This window comes from Pseudomonas sp. F2 (assembly GCF_057174385.1).
This window is the reverse complement of sequence record NZ_CM169904.1, coordinates 686,924-707,519: the sequence shown is the minus strand read 5'-3', so window position 1 is coordinate 707,519 and position 20,596 is coordinate 686,924. Positions and strand designations below refer to the sequence as shown.

At 60.4% G+C, this 20,596-nt stretch carries 17 protein-coding genes; 11 read left to right on the top strand and 6 right to left on the bottom strand.

What is annotated here, in order from left to right:
• Nucleotides 1–71: 71 nt before the first annotated feature.
• Nucleotides 72–1,406, top strand: coding sequence for a substrate-binding domain-containing protein (locus AC193Q_RS03015; RefSeq protein ID WP_095666962.1), 1,335 nt, complete (start codon nt 72–74; stop codon nt 1,404–1,406).
• 145 nt (nt 1,407–1,551) lie between these two features.
• Here AC193Q_RS03015 and AC193Q_RS03010 read toward each other — a convergent pair whose 3' ends face one another.
• A complete protein-coding gene (locus AC193Q_RS03010; RefSeq protein WP_182404262.1) occupies nt 1,552–2,781 on the bottom strand; it encodes an acyl-CoA dehydrogenase in 1,230 nt (409 codons plus the stop codon).
• A gap of 157 nt (nt 2,782–2,938) precedes the next feature.
• Between AC193Q_RS03010 and AC193Q_RS03005 the strand changes: the two genes are divergently transcribed.
• The 3 genes from AC193Q_RS03005 to AC193Q_RS02995 all read left to right on the top strand — a co-directional run bounded on the left by AC193Q_RS03005 (nt 2,939) and on the right by AC193Q_RS02995 (nt 5,514).
• The gene (locus AC193Q_RS03005) at nt 2,939–3,868 is read left to right on the top strand and encodes a LysR family transcriptional regulator (RefSeq protein ID WP_041075049.1); all 930 of its coding nucleotides are present in this window, start codon (nt 2,939–2,941) and stop codon (nt 3,866–3,868) included.
• Between the two features lie 197 nt (nt 3,869–4,065).
• Nucleotides 4,066–4,467 (top strand): MerR family transcriptional regulator, encoded by a 402-nt coding sequence (locus AC193Q_RS03000; protein ID WP_047291666.1) that lies wholly within the window; start codon nt 4,066–4,068, stop codon nt 4,465–4,467.
• Nucleotides 4,468–4,614: 147 nt separating this feature from the next.
• Nucleotides 4,615–5,514, top strand: coding sequence for a hydroxymethylglutaryl-CoA lyase (locus AC193Q_RS02995; RefSeq protein ID WP_095666964.1), 900 nt, complete (start codon nt 4,615–4,617; stop codon nt 5,512–5,514).
• A 665-nt stretch (nt 5,515–6,179) separates the two neighbouring features.
• Here the strand turns inward: AC193Q_RS02995 and AC193Q_RS02990 are convergent.
• A complete protein-coding gene (locus AC193Q_RS02990; protein ID WP_131670130.1) occupies nt 6,180–7,877 on the bottom strand; it encodes an AMP-binding protein in 1,698 nt (565 codons plus the stop codon).
• Between the two features lie 360 nt (nt 7,878–8,237).
• Here AC193Q_RS02990 and AC193Q_RS02985 point away from each other — a divergent pair, with 360 nt between their 5' ends.
• The 4 genes from AC193Q_RS02985 (at nt 8,238) to AC193Q_RS02970 (ending at nt 13,906) form a co-directional block, all read left to right on the top strand.
• Nucleotides 8,238–9,401 carry an isovaleryl-CoA dehydrogenase gene (locus AC193Q_RS02985; protein ID WP_047291661.1) on the top strand — a complete coding sequence of 388 codons (1,164 nt, stop codon included), beginning with the start codon at nt 8,238–8,240 and terminating at the stop codon, nt 9,399–9,401.
• 12 nt (nt 9,402–9,413) lie between these two features.
• Nucleotides 9,414–11,021 carry a carboxyl transferase domain-containing protein gene (locus AC193Q_RS02980; protein ID WP_483879130.1) on the top strand — a complete coding sequence of 536 codons (1,608 nt, stop codon included), beginning with the start codon at nt 9,414–9,416 and terminating at the stop codon, nt 11,019–11,021.
• 120 nt (nt 11,022–11,141) lie between these two features.
• Nucleotides 11,142–11,957 (top strand): gamma-carboxygeranoyl-CoA hydratase, encoded by an 816-nt coding sequence (locus tag AC193Q_RS02975; RefSeq protein ID WP_483879129.1) that lies wholly within the window; start codon nt 11,142–11,144, stop codon nt 11,955–11,957.
• Nucleotides 11,957–13,906, top strand: coding sequence for an acetyl/propionyl/methylcrotonyl-CoA carboxylase subunit alpha (locus AC193Q_RS02970; protein ID WP_483879128.1), 1,950 nt, complete (start codon nt 11,957–11,959; stop codon nt 13,904–13,906). Before AC193Q_RS02975 ends, AC193Q_RS02970 begins: the two co-directional genes overlap by 1 nt.
• A gap of 39 nt (nt 13,907–13,945) precedes the next feature.
• On the opposite strand, the gene AC193Q_RS02965 is transcribed toward AC193Q_RS02970, so the two are convergent.
• Nucleotides 13,946–14,605 (bottom strand): LexA family protein, encoded by a 660-nt coding sequence (locus AC193Q_RS02965; protein ID WP_047291652.1) that lies wholly within the window; start codon nt 14,603–14,605, stop codon nt 13,946–13,948.
• Between the two features lie 131 nt (nt 14,606–14,736).
• Between AC193Q_RS02965 and AC193Q_RS02960 the strand changes: the two genes are divergently transcribed.
• The 3 genes from AC193Q_RS02960 to AC193Q_RS02950 all read left to right on the top strand — a co-directional run bounded on the left by AC193Q_RS02960 (nt 14,737) and on the right by AC193Q_RS02950 (nt 18,057).
• Nucleotides 14,737–15,075, top strand: a complete 339-nt coding sequence (locus tag AC193Q_RS02960) for a DUF6124 family protein (protein ID WP_003223691.1) — start codon at nt 14,737–14,739, stop codon at nt 15,073–15,075.
• Between the two features lie 482 nt (nt 15,076–15,557).
• Complete coding sequence (locus AC193Q_RS02955; RefSeq protein WP_047291650.1) at nt 15,558–16,709, top strand: M14 family metallopeptidase; 1,152 nt, start codon at nt 15,558–15,560, stop codon at nt 16,707–16,709.
• Between the two features lie 148 nt (nt 16,710–16,857).
• Complete coding sequence (locus tag AC193Q_RS02950) at nt 16,858–18,057, top strand: MFS transporter (protein ID WP_483879127.1); 1,200 nt, start codon at nt 16,858–16,860, stop codon at nt 18,055–18,057.
• Here the strand turns inward: AC193Q_RS02950 and AC193Q_RS02945 are convergent.
• The 3 genes from AC193Q_RS02945 to AC193Q_RS02935 all read right to left on the bottom strand — a co-directional run bounded on the left by AC193Q_RS02945 (nt 18,054) and on the right by AC193Q_RS02935 (nt 20,575).
• The gene (locus AC193Q_RS02945) at nt 18,054–18,599 is read right to left on the bottom strand and encodes a cytochrome b (RefSeq protein WP_121184739.1); all 546 of its coding nucleotides are present in this window, start codon (nt 18,597–18,599) and stop codon (nt 18,054–18,056) included. The two genes, AC193Q_RS02950 and AC193Q_RS02945, sit on opposite strands and share 4 nt — an antisense overlap.
• Complete coding sequence (locus AC193Q_RS02940) at nt 18,596–19,690, bottom strand: catalase (RefSeq protein ID WP_476283482.1); 1,095 nt, start codon at nt 19,688–19,690, stop codon at nt 18,596–18,598. The genes AC193Q_RS02945 and AC193Q_RS02940 overlap by 4 nt, the downstream gene beginning before the upstream one ends.
• A 117-nt stretch (nt 19,691–19,807) precedes the next feature.
• Entirely contained in the window at nt 19,808–20,575 is a 768-nt protein-coding gene (locus AC193Q_RS02935) for an enoyl-CoA hydratase-related protein (RefSeq protein ID WP_483879126.1), read from the bottom strand.
• Nucleotides 20,576–20,596 lie beyond the last annotated feature (21 nt).

Genomic DNA, 20,596 nt, shown 5'->3' with positions numbered 1-20,596 from the left:
CGGTGTCATGTTTTGGTCATGCGCCTGACTTAATCTCCCCGGCAATCCCCTTGGCCTGATTCGGTGCCGGCATGACCCTGCGTGTTCTGTTCGCTTTTCTGTCGAGTGCATGGCTGACGGTCAGTGCCGCCACCCTGCCCGTCCCCGAAAACGGCCCGGCATTGCGCATTCAGGGTTCCAACACCATCGGCGCCGATCTCGGCCCGGCGCTGGTCGAAGGTTTTCTGCAAGAGCAGGGTCTACTGAAGATTCACCGCGAAAACCCCGACAACGCCAACGAACAACACATCGTCGCTCAGACTGCGCAAGGCCAACGGGTGGTGATTGAAGTCGCCGCCCACGGTTCCAGCACCGGGTTCACCGCACTGAAAACCGCCAGCGCCGACCTCGCCGCCTCCTCACGCCCGATCAAGGACAGCGAACTGCTCAACCTGGAAGCGCTCGGCGACCTGAAAAGCGCTGAGGCCGAGCAAGTGATTGCCATCGATGGTCTGGCGATCATCCTTCACCCCGGCAACCCCCTGCAGCAACTGGACACCGAGCAACTGGCGCGGATCTTCAGCGGTGAGGTGAAAACCTGGGAAGACCTCGGCGGGCACGGCGGATCGATTCATTTATATGCGCGGGATGATCAGTCCGGCACTTACGACACGTTCAAGGAACTGGTGCTGGCTCGTCGCGGGAAACACCTGAGCTCCAGTGCGAAACGCTTCGAATCCAGCGAGCAATTGTCCGATGCGGTGAGCAACGATCCGCAAGGCATCGGTTTCATCGGCCTGCCGTATGTACGCCAGGCCAAAGCCGTGGCCATCGCTGACGGCGCATCGCAATCGATGTTGCCACTTAACAGCCTGATTGCCACCGAGGACTATCCGCTGTCGCGGCGCCTGTTCTTTTATTTGCCACCCAGCAACCAGAATCCGTGGGCATCGGCATTGGTAGCGTTTGCGCAAAGCCCACAGGGCCAGAAGATTGTCGCGGCCACCGGTTTCATCAGCCAGACCGTGCACGCGATGACCGTCACCCCGAATGCGCTGATGCCCGAGGGCTATCAATCCCTCAGCCGTCACGCCCAGCGTCTGACGGTGAACTTCCGCTTCGAGGAAGGCAGCGCCAGCCTCGACAACAAGGCGCGGCAGGATCTGGCGCGGGTGCTCGACTATATAAAGCGCCACGCCAAGACCGAGCGCGCGGTGACGCTGGTGGGGTTTGGCGACGAGAAAGATGACCCGGCACGGGCCGACCTGCTGTCGAAACTGCGGGCAATGGCGGTGCGTCGCGAACTGGTGAAGAACGGCGTGGTGATGCGCGAAGTTCGTGGGTTTGGCGCGCTGATGCCGGTGGCGGCGAACAGTGCGGATGAAGGCAGGATCAAGAATCGGCGGGTTGAGGTTTGGGTGTACTGAATCTGATATTGATGTGTTGAACCTGCTTACGTCATCGCTGGCAAGCCAGCTCCCACAGAGATTTCCAGTGAACACAAAGTTTGTGAACACCAAACAAACCTGTGGGAGCTGGCTTGCCAGCGATGAACGATGACGCGGTACTGGATCAGCGCTCGCTACGCAACATTTCCTTCGGCACGTACTTGCCGATCTCGAACTTGCCAATCGCCGCGCGGTGCACTTCGTCCGGGCCGTCGGCCAGGCGCAGGGTGCGTTGCATGGCGTACATGTAGGCCAGCGGGAAATCGTTCGAGACCCCCGCCCCGCCATGGATCTGGATCGCCCGGTCGATCACCCGCAGCGCGACGTTTGGCGCGACAACCTTGATCTGCGCGATCTCGCTTCTGGCAACCTTGTTACCCACGGTGTCCATCATGTACGCCGCTTTCAGGGTCAGCAGGCGCGCCATGTCGATTTCCATCCGCGAATCGGCGATCTTGTCGACGTTACCGCCCAGACGCGCCAGCGGTTTGCCGAATGCAGTGCGGCTCACCGAACGTTTGCACATCAATTCCAGTGCGCGCTCGGCCATGCCGATCGAACGCATGCAGTGGTGAATGCGGCCCGGGCCAAGGCGACCCTGAGCGATTTCGAAGCCTCTTCCCTCACCGAGCAGGACGTTTTCGTACGGCACGCGCACGTTGTCGAACAGCACCTCGGCGTGGCCGTGCGGTGCATCGTCGTAACCGAACACCGGCAGCGGACGGACGATTTTCACCCCGGGGGTGTCGACCGGTACGAGAATCATCGAGTGCTGGGCATGGCGCGGTGCGTCGGGGTTACTCAGGCCCATGAAGATCAGGATCTTGCAACGTGGATCGCAAGCGCCGGAGGTCCACCACTTCTTGCCGTTGATCACCCACTCGTCACCATCACGCACAGCGCGGGCGGCCATGTTGGTGGCGTCGGACGAGGCCACGTCCGGTTCGGTCATGGCGAACGCCGAGCGGATTTCGCCGCGCAGCAGCGGTTCGAGCCAGCGCTGTTTCTGTTCTTCGTTGGCGTAGCGCACCAGTACTTCCATGTTGCCGGTGTCCGGTGCCGAGCAGTTGAACGGCTCTGGCCCGAGCAGCGAACGGCCCATGATTTCGGCCAGCGGTGCGTATTCCAGGTTGGTCAGCCCGGCGCCGAATTCCGACTCCGGCAGAAACAGGTTCCACAGACCTTCGGCTTTAGCCTTGGCTTTGAGTTCTTCCATGATCGCGGTCGGCTGCCAGCGATCGCCCTCGGCAACCTGGCGTTCGAACACGGCTTCGGCCGGGTAAACGTAAGTGTCCATGAACGCGGTCACGCGCTCACGCAGTTCTTGCACCTTGGGCGAATAAGCGAAATCCATGAGCAATTACCTTCTATGGGCAGAGGTTGTTCAGATCATGCAATCGATGCTAGAACAGCGTTGATAATTTACCTAGCCTATTCTCGGCGTGTATAAACATTCATCACCGATATATGATCCGCTGATCGTCAGCCCCTAGAACAAGAGAAGCCGCGTTATGAATCTGAGTAAGGTCGACCTCAACCTTTTCATCGTCTTCGACGCGATCTACACCGAAGCCAATCTGACCCGCGCCGGGCAGATTGTCGGCATCACCCAGCCGGCGGTGTCCAACGCACTGGCGCGGTTGCGCGAAACCTTCAATGACCCGCTGTTCGTGCGCACCGCGCAGGGCATGGTGCCGACGCCGATGGCGCAGAACATCATCGGCCCGGTGCGCAACGCGCTGTCGCTGCTGCGGGTGTCGGTGCAGGAGAGCCGGATTTTCAACCCGGCGCAGGCGGTGAAGACTTACCGCATCAGCATGACCGACCTCACTGAGGCGGTGATTCTGCCGCCGCTGTTCCAGCGTTTGCGGCGTCTGGCGCCGACGGTGATCATCGAGAGCTTCCTGTCCAAACGCCGTGAGACCACCAAGGAACTGGCGGCCGGACGCCTGGATTTTGCCGTCGATGCGCCACTCAATACCGATCCGCAAGTGCGCCACGTCAAGCTGATGGAAGACCGTTACGTCTGTGCGATGCGCAAGGGCCATCCGCTGGCGGGCAAGGAAAAACTCAGCCTCGACGACTACCTGTCGCTGACGCATATCCACATCTCCAGCCGCCGCAGCGGTCTGGGCTATGTCGATCTGTCCCTGGGGAAAATGGGCATTCAGCGCAAGATCGCCCTGCGCTCGCAGCATTATTTGATGGCATCGCAGGTCATGCAGCAGACCGATATGGTCATGACCGTGCCCGAGCGTTTTGCCCGGCGCAACGATTTGCATGCGTTCAACCTTCCAGTCAACGACGTGCCGCCGGTGGAGACTCACCTTTACTGGCATGAGAGCACCGACCAGGATCCGGCCAACCGTTGGATGCGCGAGCAGATCATCGAGTTGTGCCAGCAGGTGGCGGCGCAGGAGAAGAAGCTCGATAAGGTGTAAGGCTGACTACCGCGTTTTCGTTCTTCGCGAGCAGGCTCGCTCCCACAGTTGATCGCGTTCCATCTGAAGAAACACGACCGAATGTGGGAGCGAGCCTGCTCGCGAAGAGGCCAGCACTGGCGCCACACATTTTGAACCTTGACGTAAACGTCAACTCGCCATTAGCTTAGCGCCAAGACCTTCTTTCGAGCGCTTTCATGAGCAGCCAGACCTACAGCATTTCCGACCTCGCCCGCGAGCTGGACATCACCACCCGGGCGATCCGCTTTTATGAAGAGCAAGGCCTGCTCAGCCCTGAGCGCCGTGGCCAGGAACGCATCTATTCACCGCGCGACAAGGTCAGTCTGAAGCTGATCCTGCGCGGCAAGCGCATTGGTTTCTCGCTCGCCGAATGCCGCGAATTGATCGAGCTCTACGACCCGTCCAGCGGTAACACCAAACAGCTCAACAGCATGCTGGCGAAAATCAGCGAGCGCCGGGCACAGCTCGAGCAGCAGCTGCTCGACATCGAACAGATGAAGCTGGAACTCGACACCGCGGAAGAACGCTGCGTGCAGGCGTTGGAGCAGACGCTCAAGGGCCAGCAATCAGTTCAGTAATCCAAATAAATCCCTTGTGGGAGCGAGCCTGCTCGCGAATGCACCAGGTCAATCACCAAAGATGTTGAATGACAGATCGCTCGCGAGCAGGCTCGCTCCCACAGGGGCATCTTCGAAGACTTCAGACAATTACAACAGGTCAATCCCATGTCCCTCCCCTCCCAAGTACGCCTGATCGAAGTCGGCCCGCGCGATGGTCTGCAGAACGAAGCCCAACCGATCAGCGTGGCTGACAAGGTACAACTGGTCGACGCCCTGAGCGCCGCCGGCCTCGGCTATATAGAAGTCGGCAGTTTTGTCTCGCCGAAATGGGTGCCGCAAATGGCCGGTTCGGCCGAGGTGTTCGCGCAGATCCAGCGCAAGCCCGGCGTCATCTACGGTGCACTGGCGCCCAATCTGCGCGGTTTTGAAGATGCGCTGGCGGCGGGTGTGAAAGAGGTTGCGGTATTCGCCGCCGCATCCGAGGCGTTCTCGCAGCGCAACATCAATTGCTCGATCAGCGAAAGCCTGGCGCGCTTTGCACCGATCATGGAAGCCGCGAAACAGCATGGCGTTACCGTGCGCGGTTACGTGTCCTGCGTGCTGGGTTGCCCTTATGAAGGCGAGGTCGCGCCGGAACAAGTGGCGATGGTTGCGCGTGAACTGTACGCGATGGGCTGCTACGAAGTGTCCCTCGGCGACACCATTGGCACCGGCACTGCCGGTGCAACCCGTCGTTTATTCGAAGTGGTCTCGGCACAAGTCCCACGGGAAAAACTGGCTGGGCACTTCCACGACACCTATGGCCAGGCGATGGCCAACATCTATGCCAGCCTGCTGGAAGGCATTGCCGTGTTCGACAGCTCTATTGCCGGTCTCGGCGGCTGCCCGTACGCCAAAGGCGCGAGCGGTAACGTCGCCACCGAAGACGTGGTGTACATGCTCAACGGCCTGGGTATCAAGACCGGTATCGACCTCGACGCCCTGATTGCAGCGGGTCAGCAGATCAGCGCGGTGCTCGGTCGCCCGAGCGGTTCGCGTGTGGCCAAGGCCCGTAACGCCCAGTGAGGGCGAAGGTGTTACCGCGGTGTCTGAAACGTGGGCATAGTCGAGTAACACGGAAACAAATTGTCTGGTTTTGCCTGAAGGAAAAATCCTTCAAAAATCTCAAGCCATTGATTTAAAAGGGTTTTAAAAAGTTGGCACGGCTTCTGCTATCTCTATGGCATAACAAGAATAAAAAGCAGCAAACCAATAAAAATAAGACGTACCGACTCTGACATAACAAAAACAACACGGCAGAGACGCAGCTAACAGATTTTTTTGGAGAAGGTGTGCTTTTCAGGGTGTTCCTCGGAATGACCCGCAACCGGGCAGAGAACAATAAAACTACCTTCAGGTAGCGCCCGAATCGGTTGGATCGTTTAACGAGAAAGCAGATCAGCGCTCAAAAAAATACGTTTGCTCTTGACCCCGGATGGGGGTCGCCAAAAACAGCGGTAAAGGGCCACGGTTGCCAAAAACAACAACAGACCGCCCCTCAATAATAAAAAAGAGCACGCGACGACAAAATTAAAGGGGAGCTTCGGCTCCCCTTTGTGCTTTCTGCAATTCCCGAATTCCCGAACATCCCTGTGGGAGCTGGCTTGCCAGCGATAGCGTCAGGTCAGCCAGCATCAATGTTGAATGATCTACCGCAATCGCTGGCAAGCCAGCTCCCACAGGGGTGGTGGTTACCGTTCGATTGTTTTTAACTCCTCGATACTGATCTCACGCATCCGGAATTTCTGGATCTTGCCCGTCACCGTCATCGGAAACTCCTCCACAAACTTGAAATGACGCGGCGTCTTGAAGTGCGCGATGCGCTCCTTGCACCAGGTTTGCAGTTCCAGTTCGGAGGCATGGTGGCCGGGGTGGAATTTGATCCAGGCAACGATCTCCTCACCGTAACGCGAGCACGGGATGCCGATCACCTGTACGTCTGCCACCGCCGGGTGAGTGAAGAAAAACTCTTCCAGCTCACGCGGGTAAATGTTCTCGCCCCCGCGAATAATCATGTCTTTGTTACGCCCCGCGATATTCACGTAACCCTCATCGTTCATGCTCGCCAGGTCGCCGGTGTGCATCCAGCCCGCCTCATCGATGGCTTCGGCGGTGGCTTGCGGGTTGCTCCAGTAACCGAGCATCACGCTGTAACCACGGGTGCAGAGTTCGCCGATGGTGCCGCGCGGAACCAGGTTACCGGCCTCGTCGATGATTTTGCTTTCGAGTTGCGGCTGGGTGCGGCCGACGGTGGTCACGCGCAGTTCCAGTTCGTCCGATGGACCGGTCTGCAGGGAGACAGGGCTGGTTTCGGTCATGCCATAGGCGATCTGCACCTCGCTCATGTGCATTTCACTGATGACCCGGCGCATCACCTCGATCGGGCAAGTGGCGCCGGCCATGATCCCGGTGCGCAGGGTCGACAGATCGAACTCGGCGCGCTGCGGCTGATCAAGCATGGCGATGAACATGGTCGGCACGCCGTACAGCCCGGTGGCCTTTTCTTCGGCGACGGTTTGCAGGGTCAGTAGCGGATCGAACGCGTCATTGGGGTAAATCATCGTACTGGCGTGAGTGATGCAGCCGAGGTTGCCCATGACCATGCCGAAGCAGTGATACAGCGGCACCGGGATCACCAAGCGATCGGCGGCGGTCAGACCGATGCTCTCGCCGACCATGTAACCGTTGTTGAGGATGTTGTAGTGACTGAGGGTCGCGCCCTTGGGGAAACCGGTGGTGCCGGATGTGTACTGGATGTTGACGGGTTGGTCGAAGTGCAGGCTGTCGCTGCGTTCACGCAATTGTTCGGCAGAGACACTGGCGGCCAGATCTGCCAGTTGCGACCACGGGAGAAAACCCGAAGGCGGCTGTGCATCAAGGCTGATCAACCCGCGCAATTCCGGCAGGCGCTCGCTGCGCAGTTCGCCGATGGATTGCTCGGCCAGTTCCGGCAGCAAGCCTTGCAACATGCCGTGATAGTTGGAGCTCTTGAACGCTCCCGCACAGACCAGCCACTGACAACCGGATTGCTTGAGTACGTATTCGAGTTCGGAACTGCGATAAGCCGGATTGATGTTGACCAGGATCACGCCGATCTTCGCGGTGGCGAACTGAGTGATGCACCACTGCGCGCCATTCGGCGCCCAGATGCCGAGCCGGTCACCGGCCTGCAAACCCAACGCCAGCAGCGCTCTGGCATGCACGTTCACCGCGTCGGCCAGTTGCCGCCAGGTGTAACGCAGCTGCTGGTGGCGCACCACCAGCGCCTCGCCGTCCGGGTACTGCGCGACGGTTTCGTCGAACTTCTGCCCGATGGTCATCGCCAGCAAGGCTTTGCTCTGGGAACCACGGGTGTAGCTGCGCTGCGGGTTTGCACTGGGTTGATCCATGACGACCCCTATTGTCTTTATTAGTGGGTTTACTGGAGCTCACTTTTTTGCGGGTGGCCTTTGTGGCGAGGGGATTTATCACCGACGGTGTGCGAAACGCACCCTCAGCTTTTCCTGTCGAACCGCATTCACAGGTTTTGGGTCGGCTTCGCCAACCATCGGGGATAAATCCCCTCGCCACACAAGCTCTCGCCCATAAAAAAGCAGTCCGCTTTCAATCCTGAGGTGCCCCTACTCTCGCTCAAGTTGACGTTAACGTAAAGGGTGATTGACAGCCAACCAGCGCAGGCTTACGTTAACGTAAAGGTGAGAGCCGTTCGACTGCCCTCCCCACCCTACAAAAAAGCCAAAAGGTGACCTATGAGCTACCCATCCCTGAACTTCGCCCTCGGTGAAACCATCGACATGCTGCGCGATCAGGTTCAGTCCTTCGTCGCCGATCAGATCGCCCCACGTGCCGCGCAGATCGACCACGACAACCTGTTCCCGGCCGACCTGTGGCGCAAGTTCGGCGACATGGGCCTGCTGGGTATCACCGTGCCGGAAGAGTACGGCGGCGCAGGTTTGGGTTACCTGGCGCACGTGGTGGCGATGGAAGAAATCAGCCGCGGTTCGGCCTCGGTGGCGCTGTCCTACGGCGCGCATTCCAACCTTTGCGTCAACCAGATCAACCGCAACGGCAACCACGAACAGAAAAGCAAATACCTGCCCAAGCTGATCAGCGGCGAACATGTCGGCGCCCTCGCCATGAGCGAGCCGAACGCCGGTTCCGACGTGGTTTCAATGAAATTGCGCGCCGACAAGCGCGGCGACCGCTTCGTGCTCAACGGCAGCAAGACCTGGATCACCAACGGCCCTGACGCCAACACCTACGTGATCTACGCCAAGACCGACCTGGAAAAAGGCCCGCACGGCATCACTGCGTTCATCGTCGAACGCGACTGGAAAGGCTTCAGCCGCAGCAACAAGTTCGACAAGCTCGGCATGCGCGGCTCCAACACTTGCGAGCTGTTTTTCGATGACGTCGAAGTGCCGGAAGAAAACATCCTCGGCGTGCTCAACGGCGGCGTGAAAGTGCTGATGAGTGGCCTCGATTACGAGCGCGTCGTGCTGTCCGGCGGCCCGACCGGGATCATGCAGTCGTGCATGGACCTGATCGTGCCGTACATCCACGACCGCAAGCAGTTCGGTCAGAGCATCGGCGAATTCCAGCTGATCCAGGGCAAAGTCGCCGACATGTACACCCAGCTCAACGCCAGCCGCGCCTACCTCTACGCCGTGGCCCAGGCCTGCGAGCGCAACGAAACCACGCGCAAGGACGCCGCCGGGGTGATCCTCTACACCGCCGAACGCGCGACGCAAATGGCCCTCGACGCGATCCAGATTCTCGGCGGCAACGGCTACATCAACGAATTCCCGGCCGGGCGCCTGCTGCGTGACGCCAAACTCTACGAAATCGGCGCTGGCACCAGTGAGATTCGGCGCATGCTGATCGGCCGCGAACTGTTCAACGAAACCCGCTAAACGGAGCTGTCCATGGCTATCCTGCATACCCAGCTCAACCCCCGTTCAGCGGAGTTCGCCGCCAACAGCGCAGCAATGCTCGAACAGGTCGACGCCCTGCGCACCCTGCTCGCCCACGTGGCGCAGGGTGGCGGCGCGAAAGCCCAGGAACGCCACACCTCGCGCGGTAAATTGCTGCCGCGTGAGCGGATCAATCGCCTGCTGGACCCGGGCTCGCCGTTTCTGGAAATCAGCCAGCTCGCCGCGCACGCGGTGTATGGCGAAGACGTTCCCGCCGCCGGCGTGATTGCCGGGATCGGCCGGGTCGAAGGCGTCGAGTGCATGATCGTCGCCAACGACGCGACGGTGAAAGGTGGCTCGTACTACCCGCTGACCGTGAAAAAACACCTGCGCGCGCAGACCATCGCCCAACAGAACCGCTTGCCGTGCATCTATCTGGTGGACTCGGGCGGCGCCAACCTGCCGCGTCAGGACGAGGTGTTCCCGGATCGCGAACACTTCGGCCGGATCTTCTTCAACCAGGCCAACATGAGCGCGATGGGCATTCCGCAGATCGCCGTGGTCATGGGCTCGTGCACCGCTGGCGGCGCTTATGTGCCGGCGATGGCGGATGAAGCGATCATGGTGCGCAATCAGGCAACGATCTTCCTCGCCGGCCCGCCGCTGGTGAAAGCCGCGACCGGTGAAGTGGTCAGCGCTGAAGACCTCGGCGGTGCCGATGTGCACTGCAAGATTTCCGGGGTTGCCGACCATTACGCCGAGAGCGACGAACACGCCCTCGCCCTCGCTCGCCGCAGCGTCGCCAACCTCAACTGGCGCAAGCTCGGTGAAGTGCAGCAGCGCACGCCGATTGCGCCGCTGTACCCCAGCGATGAGTTGTACGGTGTGGTTTCCGCCGACGCCAAACAGCCGTTCGACGTGCGCGAAGTGATTGCGCGGCTGGTCGACGGCTCGGTGTTCGATGAATTCAAAGCCTTGTTCGGTACCACGCTGGTGTGCGGCTTCGCTCACCTGCACGGCTACCCGATCGCGATCCTCGCCAACAACGGCATTCTCTTTGCCGAAGCCGCGCAGAAAGGCGCGCACTTTATCGAACTGGCCTGCCAGCGCGGCATTCCGCTGCTGTTCCTGCAGAACATTACCGGCTTCATGGTCGGGCAGAAATACGAGGCCGGCGGCATCGCCAAGCACGGCGCGAAGCTGGTGACGGCGGTGGCCTGCGCCAACGTGCCGAAATTCACCGTGATCATCGGCGGCAGTTTCGGTGCCGGTAACTACGGCATGTGCGGGCGCGCTTACGATCCGCGTTTCCTGTGGATGTGGCCGAATGCGCGCATCGGCGTGATGGGTGCCGAGCAGGCCGCGGGCGTGCTGGTGCAGGTCAAACGCGAGCAGGCCGAACGCAGCGGCCAGGCCTTCAGTACGGAACAGGAAGCCGAGATCAAGCAACCGATTCTCGACCAGTACGAAGAGCAGGGTCACCCCTACTATTCCAGCGCACGGCTGTGGGACGACGGCGTCATCGACCCGGCGCAGACTCGTGACGTGCTGGCTCTGGCCTTGTCTGCGTCGCTGAACGCGCCTATCGAACCGAGCCGCTTCGGCGTGTTCCGGATGTGATGCTTTTTTTGTGGGAGCGAGCCTGCTCGCGAAGACGGTCTGTCAGCTCCGGATACTTCGACTGATACACCGCTTTCGCGAGCAGGCTCGCTCCCACAAGAACCGTGGAGACGGAAGAATATGAGCGACTTCAACACCCTCGAATTGCAGAGCGATCCACGGGGTTTCGCGACCCTGTGGCTGAGCCGCGAAGAAAAGAACAACGCGTTCAACGCAGAGATGATCCGCGAACTGATTCTGGCGCTGGACAAGGTCGCCAGCGATGCCAGCCTGCGTTTCCTGCTAGTGCGCGGGCGTGGCAGGCACTTCAGCGCCGGCGCCGATCTGGCGTGGATGCAGCAATCAGCCGAACTCGATTACCACACCAATCTGGACGACGCCCGCGAGCTGGCGGAACTGATGTACAACCTCGCCAAGCTGAAAATCCCGACCCTGGCCGTGGTGCAAGGGGCGGCGTTCGGCGGCGCCCTGGGTCTGATCAGTTGCTGCGACATGGCGATTGGCAGCGATGACGCGCAGTTCTGTCTGTCGGAAGTGCGCATCGGCCTGGCCCCGGCGGTGATCAGTCCGTTCGTGGTGCAGGCCATCGGCGAACGGGCTGCGCGTCGCTACGCCCTGACCGCTGAACGTTTCGGCGGACAGCGTGCGCGGGAAATCGGTTTGTTGTCCGAGAGCTACCCGGCCGCCGAGCTTGATCAAGCGGTCGAACAATGGATCGACAACCTGCTGCTCAACAGTCCCGCCGCGATGCGCGCCAGCAAGGATCTGCTGCGCGAAGTCGGTAACGGTGCGCTGACCCCGGCGTTGCGCCGTTACACCGAAAACGCCATCGCACGTATCCGCGTCAGCCCTGAAGGCCAGGAAGGCTTGCGCGCCTTTCTGCAAAAACGTCCGCCAAGCTGGCAGGCTGCAACCAACCCCAAGGAGCCGCGTTGATGAGCGCACCTGTTCTCACCACCCTGTTGGTGGCCAACCGTGGCGAAATCGCTTGCCGGGTCATGCGTACCGCCAAGGCGCTGGGCCTGACCACCGTCGCCGTGCATAGCGCCACCGACCGCGAAGCGCGGCACACCCGGGAAGCAGATATCCGCGTTGATCTCGGCGGCAGCAAAGCCGCTGACAGCTATCTGCAAATCGACAAACTGATCGCAGCAGCCAAAGCCAGCGGCGCGCAGGCGATTCATCCGGGTTATGGCTTTCTGTCGGAGAACGCTGGTTTCGCCCGTGCCATTGAACAGGCCGGGCTGATCTTCCTTGGCCCACCCGCCTCAGCCATCGACGCGATGGGCAGCAAATCGGCGGCCAAGGCGTTGATGGAAACCGCCGGTGTGCCGCTGGTGCCGGGCTATCACGGCGAGGCGCAGGATCTCGATACCTTCCGCGATGCCTGCGCACGTATTGGCTATCCGGTGCTGCTCAAGGCCACGGCCGGTGGCGGTGGCAAAGGCATGAAAGTGGTCGAGGACGTCAGCCAATTGGCCGAAGCCCTGGCCTCGGCGCAGCGTGAGGCGCAGTCGTCATTCGGCGATTCGCGAATGCTGGTGGAGAAATACCTGCTCAAACCACGCCATGTGGAAATTCAGGTGTTCGCCGATCAGCATGGCAACTGCCTGTACCTCAACGAGCGTGATTGCTCGATTCAGCGCCGGCACCAGAAAGTCGTCGAAGAAGCCCCGGCTCCGGGCCTGACCCCGGAGCTGCGCCGCGCCATGGGCGAAGCGGCGGTGCGTTCGGCGCAGGCGATTGGTTACGTCGGCGCGGGGACCGTGGAGTTCCTGCTGGATGCGCGCGGCGAATTCTTCTTCATGGAGATGAACACGCGTTTGCAGGTCGAGCACCCGGTCACCGAAGCGATCACCGGACTCGATCTGGTGGCGTGGCAGATTCGTGTGGCGCGCGGCGAAGCGTTGCCGATCACCCAGGATCAGGTGCCGCTCAATGGCCATGCGATTGAAGTGCGCCTGTATGCCGAAGACCCGTCGAATGATTTCCTGCCCGCCACCGGTCGCCTGGATTTGTATCGTGAATCGGCTGCGGGACCAGGGCGTCGGGTCGATAGCGGTGTTGAGCAAGGCGATGAAATTTCGCCGTTCTACGACCCGATGCTCGGCAAGCTGATCGCCTGGGGCGAAGATCGCGAGCAGGCGCGGTTGCGGCTGTTGAGCATGCTCGACGAGTTCGCGATCGGCGGTTTGAAGACCAACATCAACTTCCTGCGGCGGATCATCGCGCATCCGGCATTTGCTGCTGCGGAGCTGGATACCGGGTTTATTCCGCGGTATCAGGAAACGCTGCTGCCTGCTGCGGGTGAACTGAGCGATGAATTCTGGCAGACCGCAGCACAGGCTTTTGCACAGGGTTTACCGAGCGCTGTTCGGGCCGATGATCCGGGGTCGCCGTGGGCCTTGAACCGAGGTTTGCGTGCGGGTCTGCCGGCGGAAATCACTCTGCACTTGAGCTGCGAGGGTCAGGATCGGGCACTGACGCTGAATAGCGCCAGCAACGCTACGCTGTCCGATGAAGCGCTGGTGGTCGAGCGCGACGGCGTGCGCCGCACCTTGCGTGCCATTCGCCAGGGCAATTCGCTGTACCTGCAATGGGACGGCGAGTTACGGCGTATTCAGACGTATGACCCGATCAGCGCCGTCGACGCCAGCCACAGCCATCAGGGCGGTCTGACTGCGCCCATGAACGGCAGCATCGTGCGGGTGTTGGTGGAGGCCGGGCAATCGGTCGAGGCCGGCGCGCAACTGGTGGTGCTGGAGGCGATGAAGATGGAGCACAGCATTCGCGCGCCCCATGCTGGCGTGATCAAAGCGCTGTATTGCCAGGAAGGCGAAATGGTCAGTGAAGGCAGCGCTTTGGTTGAACTGGAAGCCGTGTAGCCAGAGGATCGATCCTGCGCCGAGCGAGGATCGATCTGGCTAGAAACGCGCTGTGGCCTGAACCACTACGCCAATGATTCGACACTCATCGGTGAACAAGGCTTTGGGCCAGGTCGGATTGAGCGGTACCAGATAACGCTGGCCGCCCTCTTCGTCCAGCTTGCGAAAGATCGCTTCAGCGCAGCCTTGCCACTGGGCGATCACCAGTTTGCCTGGCAGCGCTTCCACCTCCGGATCAACCAGAATCAGCATGCCCTCGGCAATGCTCTGGCCGGTCGGTGCGGTCATGGAATCCCCCGCCACCGTCAGCCAGAACGCCGCACCACGGGCGTGATAATCCGTCAGTTCGAAGCGCTGCTTGTCCTGCGTCGGAGCATAGGTTGTGGCTGCACTCTCGCGGATTTCGCACGAGGTGGACCAGTCACTGACCGGGTAGCGGAAGTACGGGTTGTACTTCTGTGCCAATGGCATTTCGTCATCCGCCGCTTCCTGCGGTTCACGGATCACCAGCACGACTTCGAGGAAGTCCATGCCCAGCGCCTGCAACACGCGGTTCATTTGGGTGATGCCCGGTTCGCGGCGTTTGTTCAGCCAATGGCCGATGCCGCCCTGGGACATGCCGACGCGCTCTCCGAGCTCTGTTTGAGTGATTTTGAGTTCACTCATCTTGGCCTTGACCAACTCAATCCATTTATCCATGTGCGGCACCTTACTTGCCCCGCCTTCGGCCGGCAAAACACATATTGTAGTATTTAAATTCTGGTCACAACTACGCATCGTACTATCCTGAAAGCACGGACTTTCAATCGAACAAGGAGTGACCCTTCACCATGAATATCAGCAGCAAAGACTTGCCCGATCTGCAAATGGACACCACGTTCACCTCCCCTCAAGGCAACGCGGCAGCGCAGCGAGCGCTGGACTATTACTTGAAACCAGCTGTGTCAGAACCCGAGGTCGATGAGCGTTTTTTTGACGTGAAACGCCATCTCAGCGGTGAAGAAGCCTTGGTGCATGCGTCGGATCTGCTGCGTTGCGCAGCGGCCACCGCCTTCAAGGCAGCCGAAAACCTGCAGGGCGCGAGCCGTGACCTGGCCTTTTCGGTGGTGCATATGGTGGATATGGCGCGAGCGATGGTCGACCATTCGATTGATGGCGAGCAGCTCTGACGAACACGGGAAGTGAGCGGACAGGAAAGAATTTTCCAATCGCGCAGATAAAAACGTTTGACTTGCAAATGATAATGATTATTATTGCAAGCAGCTGATCGCGAGATCAGTCGATGGACCAGAGACCTTAGGTCGGTCTTCTGGACTATCTCCTCATCAGGCTAATCACGGTTTTTGACCCGGCTTTTTGCCGGGTCTTTTTTTGCCCGTTTTTCGGGCTTATGGCTTCAGGCTAATGAAGTCTGTGGGTGCTGCAAATTCGATGGCGCGGATAATATCAAAAGAATATCGCTTGGCAAGCTTGGCCCGGCCAGATTGGCGCAAACCAATGACAATTAGCACTTGAGAATCAATCGCACAGTCTCTAAGCTGCTTGCGCGTCACGGAAGACGCCCCCCTACCGCAAGCCGCAATTTCCCTCGGTCTCAGCTCAGTCTTGCGTGTAAAGTAGCCGCCATAAAAATCATATTCAGGAATCGATTATGACCGTGGCCAAATCTTCGTTCGACATCAGCGCCAACTTCGACAGCGGCAACATCCAAGTCATCGACATCTCCAATCCGCTCAACCCGGTTCTGGCCATCCGCCCGGATACCCGCAGCGCGCATTTTCAGTGGTTCCACTTCAAGGCCAGCGGCCTGCATGTTCATCAAGAGCACTGGTTTCGCCTGGTCAACGCCAGCCAATCCTCCTACAACAAGGCCTGGACCGGCTATCAGGCTGTCGCTTCCTACGACCACGTCAACTGGTTCCGCATTCCCACCAGCTTCGAAGGTGACAGCCTGCGTTTTTGCCTTGAAGCCGAACAAACCCACGCCTGGTTCGCCTACTTCGAACCCTACAGCCGCGGTCGTCATGACTGGTTGATCGAGCAGGCGCTGACCAAGGCCGGCACCGAACTGCTGGCCACCGGCAAGAGCGTCGAAGGGCGTGACATTCAGTTACTGCGCAAGGGCAGCGGTGCCGAGAGCCAGCGCAAAATCTGGATCATCGCGCAACAGCACCCGGGCGAGCACATGGCCGAATGGTTCATGGAAGGCGTGATCGAGCGCCTGGAACGCCACGACGATCCGGTGCTGAACAGATTGCTGGCCAGCGCCGATTTGTATCTGGTGCCGAACATGAACCCGGACGGAGCCTTCCACGGTCACCTGCGCACCAACGCCATGGGCCAGGATTTAAATCGCGCCTGGCAGAGCGCCAGTCAGGACGTCAGCCCTGAGGTACTTTTCGTACAACAGCAGATGGAAAAGTATGGCGTCGATCTGTTCCTGGACGTACACGGTGACGAGGAAATCCCCCACGTGTTCACTGCCGGTTGTGAAGGCAACCCGGGTTACACACCGCGCATCGAGAAGCTCGAAGAGCATTTCCGCACGCACCTCAAGCACACCACCAAGGACTTCCAGACCCAGTACGGCTACACCCGCGACGAACCGGGCCAGGCCAACATGACGCTGGCCTGCAACGCGGTCGGTCAGAAATACGACTGCCTGTCGCTGACCCTGGAAATGCCGTTCAAGGATCACGACGATCATCCGAACAAAGAAACGGGCTGGTCGGGCAAGCGCTCGAAACAATTGGGCAAAGACGTGCTGACCACCATCGCCGATATGGTCGACACCCTGCGCTGATCCCTCCCCGCTCCACCCAAAGATCGCAGCATTGTCTGCGATCTTTTTTTTGCGCGATCAAATGCCATGGCCGGCAAGGTTGCAAATTAAAACAAGAATGCTTACTTTGATTCTGGTTTTAATTTGAAACCCAAAAAGGAATCAGGGCATGCAACCTCAACCGCTCAAATGCAGCGTGGTGCTGCTGTTTGCCAGTGCCTGTGGTCTGGCCGTGGGCAACGTGTATTACGCGCAACCGCTACTGGACGCCATGGCCGAGGCCTTCGCCATGTCACCGGCAAGCATCGGCATCGTCATTACCCTGACGCAGATCGGTTACGGCATCGGTCTGGTATTGCTGGTTCCCCTCGGCGATCTGCTCAACCGTCGGCGGCTGATCGTCACCCAGACCCTGCTCTCGGCAGTCGCCCTGCTGATGATTGCGCTGGCACCCAACAGTCTGTGGTTGCTGCTCGGCATGACGTTGACCGGTTTGCTCGCCGTGGTGACGCAAGTGCTGGTGGCCTACGCCGCGACATTGGCCATCCCGGCGCAACGCGGTCGCGTGGTCGGCGTGGTCACCAGCGGCATCGTCGTCGGTATTCTGCTCGCCCGTACCGTGGCCGGTGCCATGGCCGATCTGGCCGGTTGGCGGGCGATTTATCTGTTGTCGGCGGGGCTGACGCTGCTGATGGCCATTCTACTGTTACGCGTCCTGCCCAGGCATGAGTCCGCGCGACCGTCCAGCGCTTACGGGGCGCTGATCGTCTCGGTGTTCCGCCTGTTCAAACAAGAGCCGGTGCTGCGACAACGGGCAATCCTCGCCCTGCTGACCTTCGCCAGCGCCATGGTCCTGTGGACGCCGATGGTACTGCCGCTGGCCGCCCCGCCGCTGTCGTTGTCCCACAGCGAAATCGGCCTGTTCGGACTGGCCGGCGCCGCCGGGGCACTGGCTGCAGCACGCGCCGGACATCTCGCCGATCGCGGTCTGGGCCAATGGGTCAGTGGTGTGTCGCTGCTGCTGATGCTCGCCTCGTGGCTGCCAATCGCCCTCACCCAGTCCTCGTTATGGGCGCTGTTGCTGGGGGTGATCACTCTGGATCTGGGCTTGCAGGCCGTACACGTCACCAGCCAGAGCATGATCTACAGCGTGCGCCCCGAAGCGCAAAGCCGCCTCACTGCCGGCTACATGCTGTTCTACTCGATTGGCAGCGCCGTGGGTTCAATCCTTTCCACGGCGACATACGCGTGGGCCGGCTGGAGCGGCGTGTGCCTGCTCGGCGCCGCCATCAATGCGCTGGCGCTGGGTTACTGGTGGCTGACCCTGAAAAGTGGCGCGCCGCAGCGGTGCGCCACACAGGCCGGTTAATCGCGCTCGCGACCACGCAACATGCTGTCGAGCACCTCGTCGCGGCGCACCCAACCGTGGAACAGCGCCGCCGCCAGGTGTAACAGCACGGTCAGGAACAACAGGTACGCCAGATAACCATGCGCCTTGCGCAACATGGCAAACACCTGCGCATCGGCCGGCAGAATCGACGGCAATTGCAAGGTATTGCTGAGCATCACCGGCTCCCCCGACGCACTGATCATCGCCCAACCGAGCACCGGTAGCGCCAGCATCAAAGCGTACAACAACACATGCGACGCCTTGGCCGCCATCACTTGCCAACCGGGCAGATCCGCTGGCAGCGGGGGCTGTCGGGTGGAAAAACGCACCAACAGGCGCACCACTACCAGCAGCAGAATCGCAATCCCCAGCGGTTTATGCAGGTGAATCAGCCATTCATGCCGCTGTGAGACCGAAGTGACCATGCCGGCGCCAATGAACAACATGGCAATGATCATGACCGCCATCAGCCAGTGCAGGAGCCGCGCCAACAGCGCGAAATGAGTCGGTTGCGTGCTCATGGGCGAGCCTCCTGTTTGGCGGCGGGCAGTTGGCCGACTTCACTGGTACGCCGCAGGTAGGAATCGGCGTAACCGGCGGAACGCGCAGCGAGCAATGGGTCGTCGGAGCCTTCGATACCGGCGGGCAGCACCAGCGGATCGTAATTGATGTCACGGCATTCACCGCTGAGCTGCGGCTGGGTCTTCTCCAGTACCAGCGTGCCGGCGTTGACGACTTTGCGGCCGTCGGGCCAGGTTTTGCTTGCATCGTTCACTGGGTCACCGGGGTTGGCCAAGGTGATGTTCAACTGCCAGCGCAACGGCCCTTCGGCCAGTCGCTGCACCAAATCCTTTTCCAGAAAATCCGCGCCCTCCGGCGCTGTTGCTCCGGCGGCATCGCGCGCCAGTGGCGTGACGCTCCAGCGCACCGCCTGCTTCTGCCCACTGGCGCTGACCAGATAGAACGCATTCACGCTGTTGTAGGTTTCGGTGGCATAGCTGGCCGAGGGTTTGGCGGTCTTCACCCACGTCAGGAACGGCACGGCTTCCGGGTGCGCGGCGAAGAATGCCGGCACCTTCGACGGGTCCGGTTTGCCCGTGACCGGATCCGGCGACTGCGCCTGCTGCAATTGATAAAACGCCTCAGGCGTGCCGACCGGGAACACCGGCATGCTGTTCATCCCGGTACGCCATTGCTGGCCGTTGGCCTGGCTGAAACGCAGCGCCAGACTGCGGATCGGCACGCTGCTGTCCGGGGCGTAGGGATTGCCCGCCGGCAATGCGAAGCGCCCGACCACCGGAGTCCGCGCCTCGTTGAACACCTGCGCGGCAGAAAACGCCCGCGCCTCGCCGCTGCTCTCGAAATGCCCGATCACGCACACGCCTTTGGCGTGGTTGCGACGGAACCCGGGATGCACGCCGTTGTTTTTCTCCAGCACATCGACCAGCGCCTTGGGCGTCAGACGTTGTGGGTCAAGGTTACCGTGGACGTAGGCAAACGCCCCGGCGACAGCCGCGACAACTATCGCGATGCCGCCAAGACGCAGTACCAGGCTTGCGCCACTCAAGGGCGGACGCTGCGGCCCGCCCGGGGGTGAGGTGCGATCAACCATGAAAGACTCCAGGGCCATCGGCCATAGGGAAAGGTGCTATGAGACGTTCGTCTCGCAGGGTTATTCCCTTTGAACTGTAGTTTCTTTCATCTGATCGCGAGCGACGTATTCAAACCACTAGCGGTCCAGCTCAAATCGAGGCGCACGCTTCTCCAGAAATGCCCGCATGCCTTCCCGTTGCCCCGGCGTCGCGAACAAGCCATGGAAGGAACGGCGCTCGAACACAATGCCCTCGCGCAAGCCCGATTCATCAACGCGGTCTACGGCCTCCCGTGCCGCACGCACCGCCGTGCGCGGAAAACCACTGATCTGTTGCGCGACGGCCAATGCTTGCGTCAACACCTCGGCGGAATCGGTCACCCGCGATACCAGACCGGCCTGCTCAGCTTGCGCGGCGCCAAGCGAGCGTCCGGTCAGAATCATGTCCATGGCTTTGGCACGACCAATCAAGCGGGTCAAACGCTGGGTGCCGCCCATTCCAGGCATGACCCCGAGCCTGATTTCCGGCAACCCGAACTGCGCGGTGTCCGCCGCAATGATCACATCACACATCATGGCAAGCTCGCAGCCACCGCCGAATGCGTAACCGCTAACCGCTGCGACTTTCGGTGTGCGTAGCCGCGAAAAGGCCTCCCAATCGGCGAAATAGTCTTCGCGGATCATGTCAGCACAACTCTTGTCGTACATTTCACGAATATCCGCGCCCGCAGCGAAGTAGTCCTTCGTCCCAGTGATGACGAAACAGCCGACCTGCGGATCGCTGTCCAGCGACTGCAACGTCGACAGCAACTCCTGCATCAGTGACGTGCTCAGCGCATTTCGGGTTTGGGGGCGGTTCAGTCGAATCAGGGCAACTCGCCCATGTCGTTCAATCAACAGGTTCATGACAATCTCTTCAAACAAGGG

What these genes read in the sequence shown, in the direction of transcription:
- AC193Q_RS03015 (WP_095666962.1), top strand. Translation starts at nt 72, where the DNA reads ATGACCCTGCGTGTTCTGTTCGCTTTTCTGTCGAGTGCATGGCTGACG.
- AC193Q_RS03010 (WP_182404262.1), bottom strand. Translation starts at nt 2,781, where the DNA reads ATGGATTTCGCTTATTCGCCCAAGGTGCAAGAACTGCGTGAGCGCGTG.
- AC193Q_RS03005 (WP_041075049.1), top strand. Translation starts at nt 2,939, where the DNA reads ATGAATCTGAGTAAGGTCGACCTCAACCTTTTCATCGTCTTCGACGCG.
- AC193Q_RS03000 (WP_047291666.1), top strand. Translation starts at nt 4,066, where the DNA reads ATGAGCAGCCAGACCTACAGCATTTCCGACCTCGCCCGCGAGCTGGAC.
- AC193Q_RS02995 (WP_095666964.1), top strand. Translation starts at nt 4,615, where the DNA reads ATGTCCCTCCCCTCCCAAGTACGCCTGATCGAAGTCGGCCCGCGCGAT.
- AC193Q_RS02990 (WP_131670130.1), bottom strand. Translation starts at nt 7,877, where the DNA reads ATGGATCAACCCAGTGCAAACCCGCAGCGCAGCTACACCCGTGGTTCC.
- AC193Q_RS02985 (WP_047291661.1), top strand. Translation starts at nt 8,238, where the DNA reads ATGAGCTACCCATCCCTGAACTTCGCCCTCGGTGAAACCATCGACATG.
- AC193Q_RS02980 (WP_483879130.1), top strand. Translation starts at nt 9,414, where the DNA reads ATGGCTATCCTGCATACCCAGCTCAACCCCCGTTCAGCGGAGTTCGCC.
- AC193Q_RS02975 (WP_483879129.1), top strand. Translation starts at nt 11,142, where the DNA reads ATGAGCGACTTCAACACCCTCGAATTGCAGAGCGATCCACGGGGTTTC.
- AC193Q_RS02970 (WP_483879128.1), top strand. Translation starts at nt 11,957, where the DNA reads ATGAGCGCACCTGTTCTCACCACCCTGTTGGTGGCCAACCGTGGCGAA.
- AC193Q_RS02965 (WP_047291652.1), bottom strand. Translation starts at nt 14,605, where the DNA reads ATGGATAAATGGATTGAGTTGGTCAAGGCCAAGATGAGTGAACTCAAA.
- AC193Q_RS02960 (WP_003223691.1), top strand. Translation starts at nt 14,737, where the DNA reads ATGAATATCAGCAGCAAAGACTTGCCCGATCTGCAAATGGACACCACG.
- AC193Q_RS02955 (WP_047291650.1), top strand. Translation starts at nt 15,558, where the DNA reads ATGACCGTGGCCAAATCTTCGTTCGACATCAGCGCCAACTTCGACAGC.
- AC193Q_RS02950 (WP_483879127.1), top strand. Translation starts at nt 16,858, where the DNA reads ATGCAACCTCAACCGCTCAAATGCAGCGTGGTGCTGCTGTTTGCCAGT.
- AC193Q_RS02945 (WP_121184739.1), bottom strand. Translation starts at nt 18,599, where the DNA reads ATGAGCACGCAACCGACTCATTTCGCGCTGTTGGCGCGGCTCCTGCAC.
- AC193Q_RS02940 (WP_476283482.1), bottom strand. Translation starts at nt 19,690, where the DNA reads ATGGTTGATCGCACCTCACCCCCGGGCGGGCCGCAGCGTCCGCCCTTG.
- AC193Q_RS02935 (WP_483879126.1), bottom strand. Translation starts at nt 20,575, where the DNA reads ATGAACCTGTTGATTGAACGACATGGGCGAGTTGCCCTGATTCGACTG.